The sequence below is a fragment of the Sorangium sp. So ce590 genome (assembly GCF_051521365.1).
Lineage (GTDB): Bacteria > Myxococcota_A > Polyangia > Polyangiales > Polyangiaceae > Sorangium.
The window spans coordinates 11,041,893-11,060,725 of the sequence record NZ_CP150346.1; the positions used below are offsets into that span (position 1 = coordinate 11,041,893).

19 protein-coding genes are annotated in these 18,833 nt (G+C 73.0%); 10 read left to right on the forward strand and 9 right to left on the reverse strand.

All coding sequences use genetic code 11. From position 1 onward, the window contains the following. Window positions 1-55 precede the first annotated feature (55 nt). A complete protein-coding gene (gene purM, locus WMF28_RS41920) occupies window positions 56-1,102 on the reverse strand; it encodes a phosphoribosylformylglycinamidine cyclo-ligase (protein ID WP_437599351.1) in 1,047 nt (348 codons plus the stop codon). A gap of 367 nt (window positions 1,103-1,469) precedes the next feature. On the opposite strand from purM, the gene WMF28_RS41925 reads away from it, so the two are divergent. Next, window positions 1,470-1,910, forward strand: coding sequence for a (deoxy)nucleoside triphosphate pyrophosphohydrolase (locus WMF28_RS41925; protein WP_437599352.1), 441 nt, complete (start codon window positions 1,470-1,472; stop codon window positions 1,908-1,910). Between the two features lie 28 nt (window positions 1,911-1,938). Here WMF28_RS41925 and WMF28_RS41930 read toward each other — a convergent pair whose 3' ends face one another. The 5 genes from WMF28_RS41930 to WMF28_RS41950 form a co-directional block, all read right to left on the reverse strand. Further along, the gene (locus tag WMF28_RS41930; protein WP_437599353.1) at window positions 1,939-3,108 is read right to left on the reverse strand and encodes an SMP-30/gluconolactonase/LRE family protein; all 1,170 of its coding nucleotides are present in this window, start codon (window positions 3,106-3,108) and stop codon (window positions 1,939-1,941) included. 311 nt (window positions 3,109-3,419) lie between these two features. Continuing rightward, a complete protein-coding gene (locus WMF28_RS41935; protein WP_437599354.1) occupies window positions 3,420-4,523 on the reverse strand; it encodes a cytochrome c biogenesis protein/redoxin in 1,104 nt (367 codons plus the stop codon). A gap of 21 nt (window positions 4,524-4,544) precedes the next feature. Further along, complete coding sequence (locus WMF28_RS41940; protein WP_437599355.1) at window positions 4,545-5,291, reverse strand: zf-HC2 domain-containing protein; 747 nt, start codon at window positions 5,289-5,291, stop codon at window positions 4,545-4,547. Next, window positions 5,231-5,815 carry an RNA polymerase sigma factor gene (locus WMF28_RS41945; RefSeq protein WP_437599356.1) on the reverse strand — a complete coding sequence of 195 codons (585 nt, stop codon included), beginning with the start codon at window positions 5,813-5,815 and terminating at the stop codon, window positions 5,231-5,233. The genes WMF28_RS41940 and WMF28_RS41945 overlap by 61 nt, the downstream gene beginning before the upstream one ends. A gap of 102 nt (window positions 5,816-5,917) precedes the next feature. Next, a complete protein-coding gene (locus WMF28_RS41950) occupies window positions 5,918-6,661 on the reverse strand; it encodes a 3-oxoacyl-ACP reductase family protein (protein ID WP_437599357.1) in 744 nt (247 codons plus the stop codon). A gap of 93 nt (window positions 6,662-6,754) precedes the next feature. Between WMF28_RS41950 and WMF28_RS41955 the strand changes: the two genes are divergently transcribed. Further along, window positions 6,755-7,387 (forward strand): TetR/AcrR family transcriptional regulator, encoded by a 633-nt coding sequence (locus tag WMF28_RS41955; RefSeq protein WP_437599358.1) that lies wholly within the window; start codon window positions 6,755-6,757, stop codon window positions 7,385-7,387. A 22-nt stretch (window positions 7,388-7,409) separates the two neighbouring features. On the opposite strand, the gene thiO is transcribed toward WMF28_RS41955, so the two are convergent. From thiO to WMF28_RS41970, 3 genes are all read right to left on the reverse strand, one after another. Further along, on the reverse strand, window positions 7,410-8,522 hold the full coding sequence (thiO, locus tag WMF28_RS41960; protein ID WP_437599359.1) for a glycine oxidase ThiO: 1,113 nt from the start codon (window positions 8,520-8,522) through the stop codon (window positions 7,410-7,412). 103 nt (window positions 8,523-8,625) lie between these two features. Continuing rightward, window positions 8,626-9,369: a hypothetical protein gene (locus tag WMF28_RS41965; protein WP_437599360.1), complete on the reverse strand. Its 744-nt coding sequence runs from the start codon at window positions 9,367-9,369 to the stop codon at window positions 8,626-8,628. A gap of 40 nt (window positions 9,370-9,409) precedes the next feature. Beyond that, on the reverse strand, window positions 9,410-10,111 hold the full coding sequence (locus WMF28_RS41970) for a hypothetical protein (RefSeq protein WP_437599361.1): 702 nt from the start codon (window positions 10,109-10,111) through the stop codon (window positions 9,410-9,412). 226 nt (window positions 10,112-10,337) lie between these two features. Here WMF28_RS41970 and WMF28_RS41975 point away from each other — a divergent pair, with 226 nt between their 5' ends. The 8 genes from WMF28_RS41975 (at window position 10,338) to WMF28_RS42010 (ending at window position 18,790) form a co-directional block, all read left to right on the forward strand. Next, complete coding sequence (locus WMF28_RS41975) at window positions 10,338-10,883, forward strand: hypothetical protein (protein ID WP_437599362.1); 546 nt, start codon at window positions 10,338-10,340, stop codon at window positions 10,881-10,883. Between the two features lie 11 nt (window positions 10,884-10,894). Continuing rightward, window positions 10,895-11,356 carry a hypothetical protein gene (locus tag WMF28_RS41980; protein WP_437599363.1) on the forward strand — a complete coding sequence of 154 codons (462 nt, stop codon included), beginning with the start codon at window positions 10,895-10,897 and terminating at the stop codon, window positions 11,354-11,356. A gap of 221 nt (window positions 11,357-11,577) precedes the next feature. Then, window positions 11,578-13,221, forward strand: coding sequence for a signal recognition particle protein (gene ffh / locus WMF28_RS41985; protein ID WP_437599364.1), 1,644 nt, complete (start codon window positions 11,578-11,580; stop codon window positions 13,219-13,221). Window positions 13,222-13,232: 11 nt separating this feature from the next. Beyond that, window positions 13,233-14,300, forward strand: a complete 1,068-nt coding sequence (locus WMF28_RS41990; RefSeq protein WP_437599365.1) for a carbohydrate-binding family 9-like protein — start codon at window positions 13,233-13,235, stop codon at window positions 14,298-14,300. 58 nt (window positions 14,301-14,358) lie between these two features. Then, complete coding sequence (locus tag WMF28_RS41995) at window positions 14,359-15,675, forward strand: DUF3696 domain-containing protein (protein ID WP_437599366.1); 1,317 nt, start codon at window positions 14,359-14,361, stop codon at window positions 15,673-15,675. Continuing rightward, window positions 15,668-16,240, forward strand: a complete 573-nt coding sequence (locus WMF28_RS42000) for a hypothetical protein (protein WP_437599367.1) — start codon at window positions 15,668-15,670, stop codon at window positions 16,238-16,240. The genes WMF28_RS41995 and WMF28_RS42000 overlap by 8 nt, the downstream gene beginning before the upstream one ends. Window positions 16,241-16,472: 232 nt before the next feature. Next, on the forward strand, window positions 16,473-18,449 hold the full coding sequence (locus tag WMF28_RS42005; RefSeq protein WP_437599368.1) for an ABC-F family ATP-binding cassette domain-containing protein: 1,977 nt from the start codon (window positions 16,473-16,475) through the stop codon (window positions 18,447-18,449). A 5-nt stretch (window positions 18,450-18,454) separates the two neighbouring features. Continuing rightward, complete coding sequence (locus WMF28_RS42010; RefSeq protein ID WP_437599369.1) at window positions 18,455-18,790, forward strand: hypothetical protein; 336 nt, start codon at window positions 18,455-18,457, stop codon at window positions 18,788-18,790. The last annotated feature ends 43 nt before the right edge of the window (window positions 18,791-18,833 follow it).

Genomic DNA, 18,833 nt, shown 5'->3' on the forward strand with positions numbered 1-18,833 from the left:
GCCGGCCCCTTGCTCGTCGCGGCCCGCGCGCCGCGCCCAGCGCTCGCCGGCTCCCTCATCCGAACCGGACGCGCTCCTCGAAGGGCACGTCGCCGACCGACACCACCTCGCCGAGCACCCAGGCCCGCTCCCCGCTCCCGGCGAACGCCTCGATGGCCCGGTCCGCGGCGCCCTTCTCCACGACCGCGACAAGCCCGACGCCGAGGTTGAACGTGCGCCGCATCTCGGCCTCCTCGACCGGCCCGCCGCGCTGGAGCACCTGGAACACCGCCGGCCGCTGGTACGAGCCGAGGTCGAGCTGCGCGCCCAGCCCGTCCGGCAGCACGCGCGGGAGGTTCCCCGGCAGGCCGCCGCCCGTGATGTGCGACAGCCCCCGGACCGCATCGCCGCAGGCCGCGAGGAGCGCCGTGATCGCGCGGGCGTAGATGCGGGTCGGCGTGAGCAGCGCCTCCCCCACGGTCGCGCCGAGATCGTCCACGCGGTCGCTCATCCGGAGCCCCATCTCCTTCTCGAGCACCCGCCGCGCGAGCGAGAAGCCGTTCGAGTGCAGCCCGCTCGACGCCACGCCGATCACGGCGTCGCCGGCCGCGATCCGCTTGCCGTCGAGGATGCGCGAGCGCTCGACGACGCCCACGGCGAAGCCGGCGAGGTCGTACTCGCCCTCGGCGTACATTCCCGGAAGCTCGGCCGTCTCGCCGCCGATGAGCGCGCAGCCGGCCTGCTTGCAGCCCTCGGCGATGCCGCGCACCACCGCCTCGCCCACGTCCACGTCGAGCTTGCCCGTGCCGAAGTAGTCGAGAAAGAACAGCGGCCGCGCGCCGACCGTCACCACGTCGTTCACGCACATGGCGACGAGATCGATGCCGACCGTGTCGTGAACGCCCGTCGCGAACGCCACCTTCAGCTTGGTGCCGACCCCATCGGTGCCGCTGACCAGCACCGGCTCGGACAGGCCGCCCGGCAGCATGCACAGCCCGGCGAACCCGCCGACATCGCCCAGCACCTCGGGGATGCGCGTCGGCTTCGCGAGCCGCTTGATGCGCTCGACGAGCGCGTCCCCTGCATCGATATCGACCCCCGCTTCCCGGTATGTGACGCTCATGCGAGGCGCATCCCATACCTCGGCGGCAAAGGGAAGCGGGCTCGCTCCCGGCGAGGCCGCCGCGCCGGGAGCCGCGGCCGGCGAGCGCGGCGGCCATCCCGGCAGAGGCGCGCGGCGCTGCGCCGCCGCCACACGACGGCGCCGCGCCGCGCGGCCCCCCCCGAGCGCGGCCGCTCCTTGGCGCCTCGCGCCGCGGCCTGGTCGCCCGCGCCGCGGCGCGCATTCCCTTGCAGCGCATTCCCTTTATCGATGTGACTTTCTCGGTGGAGCTGACCGCATCCAGCCAATGCGGTTCCTCGCTGCGGAGCTGTCGTGAGCGGCTCTCCGGCCTTGTCTTCTGCGCCGCGGTCGACATTCTAGGCGCCATATGTCCGCCGCGTCCGATCCGTCGCCTGCCCTCGTCCTCGTCTCCGCCGCCGTCGTCATCGAGCGTGGCCGCGTGCTGCTCACGCAGCGCAAGGTGGGGGCCCACCTCGAGGGCGCGTGGGAGTTTCCGGGCGGCAAGGTCGAGGCCGGCGAGGATCCGCGGGACGCCCTCGTCCGCGAGCTGCGCGAGGAGATCGGCGTGGAGGCCCGCGTCGGCGACATCGTGGAGGTGACCTATCACCGCTACCCGGCGAAGCCGGTGCTGCTGCTCTTCTACGAGGCCTCCTTCGCCGAAGGGTCTCCCGCTCCGGCAGCGCTCGACGTCGCCGCCGTGCGCTGGGCCGAGGCGCCCGAGCTCCGGGACGAGCTCTTCCCGCCCGCCGACGTCGCGGTGCTCGCCAAGGTGCGCGCGCGCCTCGCGGGGGGCTCGTCTGGCGGGTGACCCGCCAGACGAGGGGCGTCCGCGAACCTCAGTAGGGATACCCGGGGATGTTCACGTCGATCGAATAGAGCGAGCCGCCCGCCGTGATGTAGAGCGTCTTCCGATCGGCCCCGCCGAAGGCGACGTTCGACGCCTTGCCCCCCACCTCGATGGTGCCGAGCCTCGCGCCGTCCGGCGCGAGGACCTCGACGCCGCGGAGCCACCCGACGTAGAGGTTGCCCGCGCAGTCGACGCCCATGCCGTCAGCGTCCTGGAGGTTCGAGGCGAACCCGGAGGAGGGGCCGGCCGCGCCGCCGTCGTCCAGCGCATACCGCCGGATCTGGCCGCCGAAATCGCCGGCGTAGAGCGTGCGCCCGTCGGGCGAGAGCGCGACGCCGTTCGGCTGGGCCATCGTGTCCACGACGCTCACCTCGCCGGACGGCGACACGCGGTACACGGCCGTCGGCAGCTCCGACCGGCCGGTGAGCTGGAACGCCGGATCGGTGAAATAGACGTTCCCGTCGGCCCGCACGGCGACATCGTTCGGCGAGTTGAACCGCTTGCCTTGATAGCCCTCGGCCACCGGGCGCCGCGCCTTCGTGCCGAGGTCGAACACGGAGATGCTGCGCGTGTCGTGGGTGCACGCGATCAGGTTCCCGTCCGTGGACAGGCCGAGACCGTTCGTCGAGCTGTTCTCGACGAACACCTCGAACGAGCCCGGAGGCGTGAACCGGCGGATCGTCGCCCGCGGGCCATTGAGCGGCGGCTGGTTCTCCTGCATGAGGTGAATCTCCGAGAAGAACAGCGCACCGAGCTCGGCGACCCAGACCGGCCCCTCGACGTAGTTGAACCCGCCGCGCACCTGCTGCGCCCTGCGGTTCGCCGGCAGCGGATCGGCCGCATACGGTCCTCCCGGGCAGATCCCCAGGTCGCCGCCCCCGCCGCTCCCGCCGCCCCCTCCTCCGAGCCCGCCCTCTCCGAGCCCGCCTCCGCCGCTCCCGCCGCCTGCGCCCGCGCTCTCGCCCCCTGCCCCGCTCGCCGTCGTCGCCCCGCTCGCCGTCGTCGCCCCGCTCGCCGTCGTCGCCCCGCTCGCGCCCGGGCCGCCGCTGCTCCCCGTGGCGATCTGGCCTCCGGTGGAGCCGCCCGGATCACCGCCCCCCTCCGACGAAGATCCGCCAGGATCGCCGCCGTCACCACAGCCGCTCGCGGCCGCGGACAAGATCCCCCATAGCAACAACGAAAATCGAGCTCTCATAAGCAAGGCCTCCACATCGAGATGCGCACAACGTGACTTACCACACGTCATCAGCCGGCTACGGCCACAACCGTCGCCGCCAGCCATGTAAGATGAAGCCATAGCCCATGACCAGGCGCATGAGCAGGGGTGCCCACTGGCTATATCTCTCTTCGGTGTTCGATGTTCCGCGGCTCATCCGGATGGCGTCTCCTGTCGGATCGGGTCACGTGGTGCTCCGCGGAGCTTGGGTGGTTTCCGGGGGGTGATGAGGGAGAGAGCCCGGCCGCGGGCGCTCACAGCGCAGGGGGGCAAGCCTCGCCGCGGACGTCGCCGAGCAGGCTCGCGAGCCGCTGGCGGGGCAGCTCGCCGACGGCGCGCTCCACCTCCTGCCCGGCGGCGTCGACGCTGAGGAACGTCGGCACGAAGCGTACGCCGTAACGTGCCGCGAGGGCCTGACCGCGCGGATCGTCGACCCGGATGCGCAGGACGGTGTCGGCCTCCTTGGTGCAGCGCGCTTCGAGCTCCTTCACGAGCGGCGCCATGCGCTCGCACACCGCGCAGTGCGCGCTCTCGAACTCGACAAGCCGGGGCTTTCCCTCGAGCAGCGGGACGTCGCCGTGCTCCACGACGCTCTCCGGGGCCGCGCACGCGCCGGCGGGGCCGCCGTCGCAGGGCGCGCTTGCAGCCACGGCCGCCGCGGGCGCCGGCGAGAGGGCGTCCAGACGGCCGGTCGCGAACGCGATGCCGAGGACCACGAGCAGCGCCCCCGTCACGCGCTGGAGGACCGGCGTGGCCGGCACCAGGCGACGCGCGAGCTCGACGGCCGTGGGCCCGGCGAAGGCCGCGACGACGAGCGGCGCGGCGAGGCCCGCGGCGTAAGCGCCGAGCTGGATCGCGCCGGTGAGCGGGCTGGCACCCGCGCCGGCCGCGTAGGTCAACGCGGCGCCGAGCACCGGGCCGACGCACGGCGTCCACCCTGCCGCGAAGGCGATCCCGAAGAGCATGCCTCCCCAGAAGCCGCCCGCGCCCGGGAGGCGGGAGAGGAGCGGGCGCGCCTCGCGCTCCAGCCACGGGAGGCGCAGCACACCGAGGAGCTTCGCGCCGAAGAGCACAAGGATCGCGCCGGACACGACGGTGAACGCGTGCCGATGGGGCGCGAGCGCCGCGGCGACCGCCGACGCGCCGGCGCCGAGCGCGACGAGCACGATCGCGAGGCCGATCGCGAAGCCGACGCCCGCGAGGCGCACGCTGCGCTTCGCCGCCGCGCGGTCTGGACCACCGAGCGCCCCGGCGCCGCCGAGGGCCGACAGGTAGACGGGGAGCATCGGGAGCACGCAGGGCGACGCGAACGTCAAGAGCCCTGCGCCAAAGAGCGTAAGCAATGAGCCGAGCGTCATGGGTCCTCGTGATGGCCGGGATCAGCGCCTGCCGAGCGCCGGCGCGAGCGCCGCCACGTCCACTTCGGCGACCGCGAGCACCGGCTGTTCCACGCTCCTCGCGCAGATCGCGTTGCCGAGCGGCCCCCGGGTGCACCCCACGCCGCGCCCTGCGAGCGCGCGCGCCGCCGTCGCGGCGTCGGAGCCGGGCGGCGGCACGAACACCGTGAGCGGCTTGTCCCCGCTCGCGTACATGAGCGCCGCCGTGCGCGTGCCCCCGATCTGGCAGAGGCGCGCCCCGAGAAGCCGCGCGCCGGACAGCGCCGGGACGGTCACCGCGTAGCCGAGCTTCCCCTCGAGCCATCCGGCGACGGCGCCCGGATCGGAGGACTCCAGGTCGCACGGGCGCTCGCGCGCGAAGCCACGCACGTGGTGGCTCACGAGCTCGTCTGCCATCGCCGCGCCCACGTCCCGGCTCGGGCTGGCGACGAGCAACGCGGCGGCCGCCGTGGCCGCGGCGAGGGCGGCCGTGATCACCCAGGGGCCGCGGCGCGGCGCGCGCGCCTTCCGCGCGGCGGCGGCCTCCGCCCGATCGCGCAGGCGTTTCGGGACCTCCCCGTCCGCCTTCGCGACGAGCGCGCGCCGCACGCTGCCGACGACCTCCACGGCGCGCCGGCAGGGCCCGCAACCGGCGACATGCGCCTCGATCCGCGCCGCGTCTTCGGTCGTCACCTCGCCGTCGTGCCACGCCGAAATGTTCTCGAACCACTCGCGGTTGCACCCTGCCATGACGTCTCCTCGTGCCGTTCGGAGAGGCCCTCGACAAGCGCCAGCCGCGCCCGCGAGAGCCGTGATCGCACCGTGCCCACGGGGCACGCCTGGAGCTCGGCGATCTCCTCGTAGGAAAGATCCTCGACCTCCCGTAGAAGCAACGCCTCGCGCCACTCCGGGGGCAGGCGCGCGAGCGCGCGCTCGACCTCGTCGGCGAAGCCGCGTTCGAGGAGCTCCGCCTCCAGATCGCCCCGCGGCTCCGGCACCGACTCGGCGCCGCGGCCGCCCTCGATCACCTCGAGGCGCTGCCGCGCGCCGCGCGTCGCGTTGAGCAGCACGGATCGCTCGATGCGGAGCAGCCACGCGCGCATGCGATCCTCGTCGCGCAGGTCGGCGTGCCGCTCGATCGCGCGCACGACCGTCGCCTGCGCCAGATCCTCGGCGTCCTGCTCGGAGCGCGTCAGGCGACGCGCCGCGCGCAGGAGGCACGGGAGCTCGGCGAGGAGCCGAGCGAGGAACGAGGTGTGGGGAGACGTGGGCATGGCTGGACCGGGAGCAGGAGGGCTTTGCCCCGCCTCGTTCGCCGGACACTCCCATGACACGGCGAGGCCCGCGAAAAGTTCCCGATCCTACGACCTGTCCGGTCAGGCGGTGATGCCGCCGTCGATCTTCAGCTGGGCGCCCGTGACGAAGGCGCCCTCGGGGCCGGCCAGGTACGCCACCATGCCGGCGATCTCGTCGTCCTTTCCGTAGCGCTGCACGGGGATCTGGCCTTTCAGCTCGGCGGCGAGCGGGCCGTCGGCCGGGTTCATGTCGGTGGCCACGGGGCCAGGCTGGACGTTGTTGACCGTGATGCCGCGCGGACCGAGCTCCCGGGCCCAGCCGCGTGTCAGGCCGGCGACCGCTGCCTTTGTCGCGGCATAGACGGCCATCCCGGGGATGTGCACTCCGTCGCTGCTGATGCTCCCGATGTTGATGATGCGCCCACCCTCGCCCATGTGGCGGACGGACTCCTGCGTGGCGGCGAAGAGGCCCCTGACGTTCACCGCCATGAGGCGATCGAACTCCTCCAGCGAGAACTGCTCGATGGGCGCGAGGGCGGCGACGCCGGCGTTGTTCACCAGCACGTCGAGCCGGCCGAAGATCTTCACCGTCTGGGCGACGGCGCTCCTGACCGCCTCGGCGTCGGCGCTGTCCGCCCGGAGAGCGATCGCCCTGCCGCCCGCCGCCTCGATGGCGTGCACCACCTCCGCTGCCTTCGCGGGCGACGCAGCATAGGTGAGGGCCACGGAGGCGCCCTCGTGCGCCAGGCGCCTGGCGATCGCCGCCCCGATACCCCGTGAACCCCCGGTGACCAGCGCAACCTTGCCCTTCAACGTAGTACCCATCGAGAGGATCTCCTTTTTTTTGGAACGATCGTTCCTGAAAAGGAAGCTAAGTAGGTTGCTGCTGTCCGTCAAGCGATTTATGGAACGGTCGTTATGAAAAAAGCGGCGGAGGGGGTCCAGCGGGGGCGAGGGCGGCCGCGCTGCTTCGATCAGGAGGCGGCGCTGGAGCGGGCCATGGTCCTGTTCTGGGACCGGGGGTACGAGGCGACGTCGCTCGACGAGCTGAGCGCGGCGATGGGCATCAGCCCGTCGAGCCTCTACGCGACGTTCGGGGGCAAGGAGCAGCTCTTCCGGGCGGCGGTCGATCGGTACCTCGTCAGGGGGGACGGGAACATGGGCCGCATCTTTGCCGAGGAGCCGACGGCCCGGGGCGCGGTGCAGCGGCTGATCGAGACGGCGGCCGACGAGTTCACCCGACCCGATCATCCGTCCGGCTGCATGATCGCGCTGGCCGGGACCCAGTGTTCCCCCGGCGCCCGGCCCGTACAGGACTTGCTGCGGGGGCACCGAGAGGGCTGGCGCGCCTCGCTCCAGGCGCGGATCCAGCGAGGCATCGAGGCCGGCGAGCTCGCGTCCGACACGGACGCCGCCGCGCTGGCCACGTTCTATTTGACCCTCATGCTGGGGATGTCGGTCCAGGCGCGGGACGGCACGTCACGGGAGGGCCTCAGCGCGGTCGCGGAGGCCGCGATGCGGGCATGGCCCGGCGCCCCGCGCGGTCCGTAGGCTCCCGCGCGTGCCGCCGCGCTCAGCCGGCGATGCCGGGCCGCCCGGGCGAGAAGGGCGACAGGTCCAGCGGCGGCTGCTCTCCCGCGATGAGCGCCGCGACGATCTTCGCGGTCACCGGGGCGAGGAGGACGCCGTTGCGGAAGTGCCCTGTCGCGAAGATCAGCTGGGCGATCTCTCCCTGTCCAAGGATCGGCAGCTCGTCGCTCGGGTGCGGCCGGAGGCCGGCCCACGTCCTGCCGAGCGGCGCGTCCTCGAGGGCGGGCACGAGCCGGAGCGCCGCGGTCAGGAGGTCGCGCACGGCCCGGGCGGTCACCGCGGGCACGAAGCCGACGAGCTCGACGGTCGCCCCCACGAGCACGCGCCCGTCGTCGCGCGGCGACAGGTAGCACCCGGGCCCGTAGACCACCTGCGTGAGCGGCGGCGACGCCGGCGTGAGCTCGACGATCTGCCCGCGCACCGGCCGCACCGCGGCGCGGGCGAGGCCGGACCCCTCGATCAGGGACGACCAGCTCCCCGCGGTCAGCACCGTCCAGTCCGCCTCGACCTGGGTCCCGTCCTCGAGCAGCGCGCCGCGCGCCCGCGCCCGATCGACGAGGATGCGCCGGACCGCCGCGCCCGCCCGGAACTGCACGCCGGCGCGCTCCGCCGCGATCCGCAGCGCGCGCATCAGCGACGGCGGATCGAGCCGCGCCTCGTCGACGAACCACGCGCCGCCGGCGACCTCGGCGCAGAGCGAAGGCACGCGCGCCCGGGCCCCGCCGCCGTCGCAGAGCTCCACCGCGAGGCCTGCCTCTCGTTGCCAGGCGACCTCGCGGGCGATCTCCTCGCGGCCCTGCTCGGTGAAGGCCACGCGGAGCGCGCCGCTCTGCCGGAAGCCCACGTCGACGCCGGTCGCCTCGGCGAGCGACGCGACGAGCTCCGGGTACAAGGCGCGGCTCGCGAGGCAGAGCCGCGCGAGGGGGCCGTCGCCCGCCGCCGTCTCGAGCTGAGGGCCGATGATCCCGGCCGCTGCCCAGGAAGCGCCCTCGCCCGGGTTGCGCTCGAGGACGCGAACGGAGAGCCCGCGCCGCGCGAGCGCGAGCGCCGAGGCGCACCCGGCCACGCCGCCCCCGATCACCACCACGTCGCTCATCGGCGCTTGCATAGCACGCTGGGCGCCGCGGGGAGCCGTGCGCGGAAGCGCTGCGGCTGGCTGGCAGGGGGTGAGCGATCAGGCCGTGTGAGCGCGCAGCGACCTACTCCGATGCCCCTCCACCGGTATCCTCGGCTGTCGCTGCGGGGTCGGGCACCTTCGCCGCGGTAGCGGGGTCCGCGGCCTTCGGCGCTTTCGCAATCTCAGGTGCCGCGGCCTCCGGCGCCTTCGCCGCGGCCTCCGGCGCCTTCGCCGCGGCCTCCGGCGCCTTCGCCGCGGCCTCCGGCGCTTTCGCCGTGGCCTCCGGCGCCTTCGCCGCGGCCTCCGGCGCCTTCGCCGCGGCCTCCGGCGCCTTCGCCGCCGCGCCCGCCTTCGCCTTCTTCTCCTTCGCCGCCTTCGCCTCGAGCGCGCCCGCCGCGACCGGCTCCCGCTTGCCGTGGCCGACCGCGCGCGGATCGCCGTACGGGAACGCCGCGCTGCCGCTCGCGTCGATCGGCTTGCGCGGGGCCTCCGGGTCGGTCGCCGGGCTCGGCGGCGGCGCGATCGGTCGCGGCGTGCGCAACCGGTTGCCCGGGCCGGCCTGCGTCCAGACCTGCACGTCGCCGAGCACGCGCGTCCGGTTCGCCATCCGCCGCTGGCCGCGCGCGCCGAGCAGCTTCTCCAGGAAGGTGAGCGGCGACGTCGCGCCGGGCTCCCCCTTCACCCAGCACGTGTAATCGCCGATCCCCGTGCCCCGGAACGTCTCGCGGCAGACCGCTATCCCGAGCTCGGCCGCGATGTCGCTGAGGAGCCGACCCGGCTCGGCCTCGACCGTCCTGTGCTCATTGACGAAGGTGACCCTGGGCATCGGTGGACAGGCAGCGTCCTGCCCCCCCGCGACGAGCGCGTCAAGAACCGGCGCTCGCGTCCCTCGTGTCCCGCACGCGGTGGAGCACGCGCGCGATCCCGAACAGGTTCCAGCCCGCGAACCCGAGGAACAGCGCGAACAGCGCGACCGCCCAGCGCGACGCGCGCGGCGAGCTGCCGTCGATGAGCAGCCAGGCGTCGCCGGTGACGGCCGTCCCCGTCTGCTCCTCCACCTCGGCGGCCAGCCGCGCGTGCCGGATGCCCGCGCTCTTGAACGGCACGAGCCGCCCGGCGAACGAGCTCGGCGGCACGAAGCGCGGCCCCTCGAACCCCTCCGGCACCCGGATCTCCACCCACACCCCCGGGTTGCCGGCCACCGGCGCCAGCCGGAACGAATCGCCCTCCGCGGCCCGGCCATACCGGATCGCGTCGCGCGTCCCGAGCAGGGCCACGGCCCGCACGTAGCGGTTCGCGAGATCCGCCGTGGGGCGCAGCGGCGCGAGCTCCCCCACGTCGACGGGCCGACCGGGCGACAGCGCGTAGCGCGCCTCCCCGAAGACGGCGATCGCCATCCACAGCGCGGCCACCGCGGTCACCGCCATCAGCACCACCGTGACCGTGCGCTCCTGCCTCGGCGGCGACGGCAGCGCGAGCAGCTCCGGATCCGGCCCCGTCACGTCGAGACCAGGGCCGCGCGGGCCGCGCGTCATGGATTCCAGGGTCGAGGTCGGGTCGGTGGGCACGCTTCGTCGAGTATACAGCCGGAGCGCCGGCCGCGGTGCAGGGAGCCGCGCCGCGCGCGCTCATCCTCATCCATCCCGCTCCCACGCGGGGGAATGCAGCGGGATGGATATGGCTGAGGATGAGAGCCTCGGAACAGGCCCGCCCTGTCCAAGACAACCCCGCCCCGGCGCGGTTCCGGTCGCCGCGCGCTTGCCCGCCCGCGGCGGCTTGCCTAGCCTAGCCGCGATGGCCCCGAAGAACGACAGCTCCATCGTCTGCCCGTCGTGCGGCGCGAACAACGCCTCCGTGACGGCGAGCGGGCGCTGCACCTCGTGCGGCACCCGGATGGGCTCGCTGCCGCCTTTCCGCGACTCCGAGCTCGACCGCCACCGCCGCTACCAGCAAGAGGGCTTCTCGATCCTCTGGTGCCTCATCGCCCTCGTCCTGCAGAGCGTGCTCACCGCGGCCCTCGTCGGCGGCCTCCCCATGATCGTGCAGCAGCTCGACTTCGAGGGGTCGAACGGGATGATCGTCGCCATCCCGGTGTGGTTCATCGGCGGCGTCCTCCTCGGCATGATCTCGCCCGGCAAGACCTTCCTCGAGCCGGTCGTCGCCTCGTTCCTCGTCGCGATCCCGACCGTCTTCTACCTCCTGCAGAGCCAGACCGTCCGGACGATGCCGCTCTTCATGTACGTGATCATGGCGCTCATCGGCGTGCTGTTCACGCTGATCGGCTCCTACCTCGGCGAGCGCATCCAGATGGGCCCGGCCCCCGCGAAGGCGGCCGACTGAGGACGCCCGGCGTGACGGGGAGCGCGGGGGCAGCAGGGACGGCGGCGCGGCGGATCGCGGCGGCGCTCGCCGCCCTCGCCGCGGTGGCGGCGGCCCCCGGGTGCGGCCGGTCGGCCGAGCGGCAGGAGGCGGACGCGCTCCTGCGCGCGATCGACGTCCTCCGCGACGCCCCGAGCGAGCCGCGCGCGGCGCGCGAGGCGCTGCTCGCGGAGCTCGAGCGGCAGCCCGCGTCGACCCCTCCCGCCGCGAGCGCCAGGGACACGTGCGCGCGGGCCTACCGCCTGCTGCTCGACGCGACGGCCGCCGAGGCGCGCGTGCGCGCCCTGCTCGAGGCGCCCGACGGGTCCGCCGGGCCCGGGGCGCTGTCCGAGCTCGCCGCGGCCGACGCCAAGGTCAAGGAGAGCGCCGAGATCATGCCGAAGTGCGCCGAGGCGCTCTCGAACCTCCGCCGCGCCGCCCGGCTCGGGATGTGACGGCCCGCGCCGCGGCGCGCCAGCCACGCCGGCGCCCTGGCCGCGCGCCGCCCGCGCCGCGGCGCCCGCGCCGCCCGCGGCGCCCGCGGCGCGCCGCCTGCCCCGCGCCGCGTTCCGCGCGCCGGGGTTGCGCGCCGCCGGCCCGCGCCGGGCGAGAGAGATCGCTTCCGGCAGGGCAAGGGATCCGCGCTCGCGGTCCCCTGTGCTAAGACCGCCCTGCCATGTTCGACACGCTGACACGGGGCTTTCGTCAGGCCAGAAACCGCCTCGCCGGGCTCACGGAGCTCACCGAGAGCAACATCGACGCCGCGCTCCGCGAGGTGAGGCTGAGCCTGCTCGAGGCCGACGTCGAGATCGGGGTGGTCAAGGCGTTCCTCGCCCGGGTCAAGCAGGCCGCGGTCGGCCGCACCCTGGAGACGCGCGTGAAGCACGCCGGCGAGCTCCACCAGGTCTCGGCGAGCGACCACTTCATCAAGATCTGCCACGACGAGCTCGAGGCGATGATGACCCACGAGGGCGACGAGATCGCCTGGGCCGACGGCGGCCCCACGGGCATCATGATGGTCGGCCTCCAGGGCTCCGGAAAGACGACGAGCTGCGCGAAGCTCTCGCGCTACCTCGAGAAGCAGGGGCGCAAGCCGCTGCTCGTCGCGGCCGACATGCAGCGCCCCGCGGCCGTCGAGCAGCTCAAGGTGCTCGGCGACCAGCTCAAGATCCCCGTCTTCAACCTCCCCGGCGAGTCGCCGGTCGCGATCTGCGCCGCGGCCCGCGCCGAGGCGAAGCGGCTCGGCCGCGACGTCATCATCTACGACACCGCCGGCCGCCTCGCGATCGACGAGCCGCTCATGCAGGAGCTCGCCCAGATCAAGGAGGCGACGTCGCCGGAGAACATCTTCCTCGTTGTCGACGCGATGATCGGCCAGGACGCCGTGAAGACGGCGCGCGGCTTCAACGAGCGGCTGTCGATCAGCGGCGTCGTGCTGACGAAGCTCGACGGCGACGCCCGCGGCGGCGCGGCGCTCAGCATCAAGGAGGTCACGGGCGCGCCGGTCCTCTTCAGCGGCATCGGCGAGACGGCGGACAAGCTCGAGCCGTTCCGCGCGGACGGCATGGCGAGCCGCGTCCTCGGCATGGGCGACGTCGTCGGCCTGATGCAGGACTTCGAGGAGGTCGTCGACCAGAAGAAGGCCGAGAAGGACGCCGCGCGGATGCTCCAGGGCGACTTCACGCTCGACGACTTCCTCGAGCAGGTGCGGATGATCCAGAAGATGGGGTCGCTGAAGGACCTCGTCGACAAGCTGCCCATCGGCGGCATGTTCCCGGGCGGCCTGCCGCAGGACGTCAACCTCGACGATCGGGAGCTCGTCCGCATCCAGGCGATCATCCAGTCGATGACGCCCTTCGAGAAGGGCGACCCGTACGCGCTGGTCCGTGAGCCGAAGCGGGTGGAGCGCATCTCCAAGGGCTCGGGTTCCAAGCCCGAGGCGGTGAGCGAGCTCGTCCAGAAGTTCCTCTTCATGCGCCAGATGATGAGCGGCCTCGGCCAGAACATGGGCCTGATGGGCAAGATCCCCGGCATGAAGCAGGCGGCCATGGCCAAGAACATGCGCGAGATGCAGAAGCAGATGATGGCCGGCGGCGGGATGCCGGGCATGCCCGGGATGCCGGGGATGGGGATGCCGGGGATGGGCTTCCCGGGGATGGGCTTTCCGGGGATGGGGATGCCGGGCATGGGCGGCTTCCCGGGCGCCGGCGCGGGCGGCCCGAACATGACGAAGATGAAGACGCTCAGCGCCAGCGAGCGCAACGCCAAGAAGTCGCAGCGCAAGCGCGAGCGCGACGCCCGCAAGAAGGGCCGGAAGTAGCGGCGGCCCGGATGCGCCGGCCCTGCAGTCAGCGGCGCGCTCTCGACCCTGCGCGCGCGCGGGCCCTCGGGCTGGCCGCTGTGGTCTTCGCCGCCTCGTGCTCCCGGGGCGGCGGGGGCGAGCAGGAGGCGGCGCCCGCGGGGGCCGCTGGCCGGGCGCCGGCGCCGGCGAGCAGCGGCGTGGGCGCCGGCCAGGGCCAGGGAAGACAGCCTGCCGCCGTGAAGGAGCTCTCGGTGCGCAAGCTCGCGCCCGGCGCGGCGGTCGCGATCGACGGCCGCCTGGACGAGCCGGCGTGGCAGACCGCGGCGAGGACTGGCCCGTTCGTCAACGTGGGCACGGGCCGCGAGGACCGGTCGCTGCCGACGCAGGGCGAGGCGCGGCTGCTCTGGGACGACGCGTTCCTCTACGTCGGCTTCGACGTCAGCGACGGGACGATCACCGGCGGCTTCCCGCAGGACGCGCGGGATCCGCACCTCTGGGAGCGGGACACCGTCGAGGTGATGATCGACCCCGACGGCGACGGCGACAACAAGGATTATTACGAGATCCAGATCAACCCGCAGAACCTCGTCTTCGACTCGCAGTTCGACGACTACAACGCTCCGAGGGGCGGCGCGAACGGGCCCTTCGGTCATGAGGCGTGGAGCGCGGGGCTCGCGAGCGCGGTGGTGCTGAGAGGGACGATCGACGACGACTCGGACGAGGACCGAGGGTACGTGGTCGAGGCGAAGATCCCGTGGCGCTCGTTCGCGAAGGCGAAGGCGGCGCCGCCGTCGCCCGGCGACGCGTGGCGGATGAACTTCTACGCCATGCAGAACAACGGCGGGGCGGCGTGGTCGCCCATCCTGGGGGAGGGGAACTTCCACCGGGCGCGGCGCTTCGGGCGCGTCCGCTTCGTCGGGTCGGGCGGGGAGACGGGCGGCGCGGGGGCGCGCGACGCCGGCGCGGCGCCCGCGATGGCGCCCTCGGCGGCGCCGCCCGGCGCGATGAGCGCAGAGCGGGCGACGCCGGGCGCGCGGGTGCCCTCCGCGTCGGCCGGTCCGAGGCCGGACTACCGGGCCGATCCGCCCGACCGCTGAGCTGCGCACCCGGCGTTTGTCTGAGGCGTGAGCCCTCGGTGAAAAAAAGGAGCAGAGGATGTTCACGAAGCTCGGACTCCGGAACTTCAAGGCCTGGCGTGGCGCACATGTGTTCGACCTCAAGCCGCTCACGCTGGTCCTCGGCGTCAACTCGGCCGGCAAGACGAGCCTGCTTCAGCCGCTCTTGCTCCTGAAGCAAACCGTCGAGTCGCCCGACCGGTCGCTGGCGCTCAACCTGGGCGGACAACCCGGTGAGATGCTGGACCTCGGCAGGCTCTCCGACGTCGTCTCCGGGGGCGATCGTCGCGCCGAGCTCGGGTTCCGCCTGACCTTCGGCCCGGTGAGCATCGGCAAGGGGGCCGAGCCACGCACGCTCGATTCCGTGGAGTACGAGGTGGATTATGGCGCCGCGGAGGATGAAATCCCCTGCGTGCAGCGGCTCTCGTACGTCACTGCTGGCGGCTCCTATGCTGTCGCACGCCAGCAAGACGGCACCTACGCGCTCTCCGCGCCGAGCGGCCCCTTGCCAGACGACCGGCGGACCCGGAGAGCCTACGAGCCCGAGCGCTCCGTCGGCTTCTCGGCCGATGCGGTCGCTGCCCTGGGCCCCGCGGGCGCGGACGCGCAGGATCTCGCGCTCGCGCTGACGCGGGAGCTCCAGCGGCTCGCCTACCTTGGGCCCCACCGGAGCGTGCCCACGCGCCACCACGCCTGGACGGGGCGTTCGGTCGGACAGCTCGGATCGAGCGGTGAGCACGCGATCCCGGCGCTGATCGCGAGCCTCGTCGGCCGCCACGCCGACGAGTCCGAGCGGGGCCGCCTCGTCGAGCAGGTCTCCGCAGGGCTCGCGCGGCTCGGGGTCGCGGACAAGATGGAGATCGAGCGCCACGCGACGACGTTCTTCCAGGTCATGATCACCTTCCAGGGCCATCGGACGAACCTGCTCGACGTCGGCTTCGGTGTCTCCCAAGTCCTGCCCGTGGTCACCTCGGCGTACTTCGCGCCCGAGGGCTCGACGGTGATCATGTCGGAGCCCGAGCTCCACCTGCACCCGCTGGCGCAATCGGCGCTCGGCGATCTGCTCGTCGACGCAACGCGAGAGCGCAGGGTGCAGTTCCTTGTGGAGACGCACTCGGAGCACCTCTTCCGGCGGATCCAGACCCTGATGGCCGAAGAGCGCATCACGCCGGACGAGTGCGCCATGTACTTTGCCAGGTGCGATGACGGAGAATCGGTGCTGGAGCCGCTCGAGGTGAACGAGTACGGGCGGGTCGCGAACTGGCCCGACAAGTTCTTCGGTGACACGGTGGGCGAGGTGGAGCGGCAGGTAGAGCGGATGCTCGACCGCATGGAGAAGGACGAGCGACGTGGCTGATCATGTCGTCGACACCAACGTGCTCATCGTCGCGAGCGCCGCCGATCCGGCCTCGCCGTTCAAGGACACCCACGTCCCCGCGAACGAGCGGAGGATCGTCTTCGCGTGGCTCAAAGATTTCCGTGGCGACCACGGGCGCGGCCTGATCATTGACAGCGCCCGCGGCATCCTGCGCGAGTACAAGAAGAAGCTGACGGCCCAGGACTACGGCCTCGTCGTGGCGATGGAGAAGCTGCGGACGGCGGCGTTCGTCTCCGTGGAGTACGACGGAGAGTACGCCGTCGTTCCCGAGGGGCTCGCGCGCTTCGACAACTCCGACAAGAAGCTCGTGGCGGCGCACCTCGCGCATCGTTCGGCCGGTGGTCGAAGCACCATCGTCAACGCGTGCGACACCGACTGGCACGAGCACGAAGAGGCCCTCTCCGCCGAGGGGGTCATCGTGGAGCAGCTCCTCCCCGGGTGGTGCCAGAGAGAGTTCTGGCGCAAGCACCCCGAAAAGGTGCCTCTTCTGGCAAACGGTGGAGAGCGCGGCGTCGCGACGACGGAAGCAACGACGGAGGAATGAGCGCTGCTTGACCGCCTTCGCGCCGCGCGGCCTCTCGGGTCGCCTCCCGCGAGGCCGGGCGACGAGGGCGCGGATGGCGCGCAGGCGCGCTTCGTGCCCTCGTCGCCCGGCCATGCGAGCTCCCCCGGCGTCACCCGCCGTCGCGCCCCGGCGAGGGAGGTCTGCGATGAACTCGCCGGGTTTCCGAGCCGGTCCCCCCGATCACTGCGCCATGCGCTAAGCTCCGCCCCCTGTGCCCGTCCTCACCGCTCACGATCTCCACAAATCCTTCGGTCCCCAGACCGTCCTCGATGGCGTCACGGTCAACATCCGCACGGGCGAGCGGGTCGGCCTGGTCGGCGTCAACGGCTCCGGCAAGAGCACGCTCGCCCGCATCCTCGCCGGCCTCGAGCAGCCCGACAGCGGCACCATCGCGCGCCGCCGCGGCGCCGAGATCGGCGTCCTCTCGCAGGACCCGGTCTTCGAGCCGTCCGACACCGCGCGCGACGTGGTGCTCGCCGGGCTCTCCGCGTGGTACGCGGCCAAGGCCCGCCACGACGAGGTGAGCCGGGCGCTCGCGGCCGGCACCGGGGACGCCGAGGCGCTCCTCGCCGAGCAGGCGGCCGTCGCGGCCGACATCGAGCGCCTCGGCGGATGGGACATGATGCACCGGGTCGACACCATCATCGGCCACGTCGGCGTCACCCGGCCCGACGCGCCCATGAGCGTGCTCAGCGGCGGCGACCGCCGGCGCGTCGCGCTCGCGCGCCTCCTCGTGTCGCGGCCCGCCCTCGCCGTGCTCGACGAGCCGAGCAACCACCTCGACGTCGAGACCGTCGAGTGGCTCGAGCGCTTCCTCGTCGACGAGCACCCCGGCGCGCTGCTCCTCATCACCCACGATCGCTACCTGCTCGACCGCGTCGCCGAGCGCACCCTCGAGATCGACAAGGGCAAGGTCTACAGCTACGACGGCGGCTACGAGGAGTACCTCGAGCAGAAGGCCGACCGCCTCGCCCTCGAGTCGCGCACCGAGTCGAACCGGCAGAACTTCCTGCGCACCGAGCTCGAGTGGCTCCGGCGGCAGCCGAAGGCGCGCACCGGCAAGCAGAAGGCGCGCATCCAGCGCGCGGAGACGACAAAATCCGCCCCGCCGCCGAAGGCCGAGCGGACAGCGCAGCTCTCGGTGGACTCGGTGCGCACCGGCAAGACCATCCTCGAGATGAAGAAGCTCGGCCTCGCGGTCGACGGCAAATGGCTCGTGCGCGGCCTCGACTTCTCCCTGACCAAGGGCGAGCGCGTCGGCATCGTCGGCCGCAACGGCACCGGCAAGACCACGATGCTCCGGGCGATCCTCGGCCAGCTCGACGCCGCCGGAGACGGCGCGGCCGCCGAGGGGCCCACGATGGAAGGCGAGGTCGTGCTCGGAAAGAACTCGAGCGTCGCCTACTTCGACCAGCACCGCAGCGGGCTCGACCTCGACAAGTCCATCTTCGAGAACATCGCGGGCTCGCATACGCGCGTCGAGATCGGCGGCCGATCCATGGACGTGCGCAGCTACCTGGAGCGGTTCCTCTTCGATCCGAACAAGGCGCGACAGCCGGTGGGCTCGCTCTCGGGCGGCGAGCGGGCGCGCGTCGCCCTGGCGAAGATGCTCACCCAGAGCGTCAACGTGATCATCCTCGACGAGCCCACGAACGACCTCGACGTGATGACCCTGGCCGCGCTCGAGGAGATGCTCATCGAGCTCGAGGGCTCGGCGCTCGTCGTGACCCACGACCGCTGGTTCCTGAACCGCGTCGCGACCTCGATCCTCGCGTTCGAGGGCGGCGGCCGCGTTGTGCGCTACGCCGGCAACTACGACGCCTACCGCGAGCAGCGCGCTCACGCCGCGCTCGCGGCGGAGGCCGACGCGCGGGCCGCGAAGGCGCAGGCGGCGGAGCCCCGGCCCGCGCAGGCGCAGGGAAAGACCGCCGCGCGCGGCGGGGACAAGCCGAAGCTCTCGTTCGCCGAGCGGACCGAGCTCGAGGCCATCGTCGGACGGATCGACGTGGCCGAGCAGCAGGTCGTCGAGCTCGAGGCGAAGCTCGCCGATCCGACGCTCTACGCGAGCCGCGGCGCGGACGTCGCGGGGCTGCTCTCGGAGCTCGAGCGCGCCAAGCAGGAGGCCGCGCGCCTCGTCAGCCGGTGGGAGGAGCTCGAGACGAAGCGCGAGGCCGCCGGCAAGGCGTGACCGGCATGGCCGGCGTGACCGGCCGCGCCGGGCTCACGACGACCCTTGTCGGCGCCGCGCCGTCCGGCGACCATGGCCCCATGATGACCGTGTTCGAGGTGTACCTCGCCCCGGGGACAGCCGGCGCCGACCTGCTCACCGCCGAGGTGATGAGCGAGACGGGAGCGCAGGTCATGACGCTCCAGGAAGCAGAGCTTGTCGGCTTCCAGGGCCTGAAGACGCTGGACGGCGCCGGCGACGTCCGGCTCATCGCCGTGCGCGCGCGCGACGCCGCCTGGATCCATCGCTGTCTGGAGACCAGCGGGGCGGTGGCGTCGTTCCGGGCCCACCAGGTCGACTGAGCCGCCCCGGCACGATCCGCTCCCCCCCGGGTAGCCATGGCGT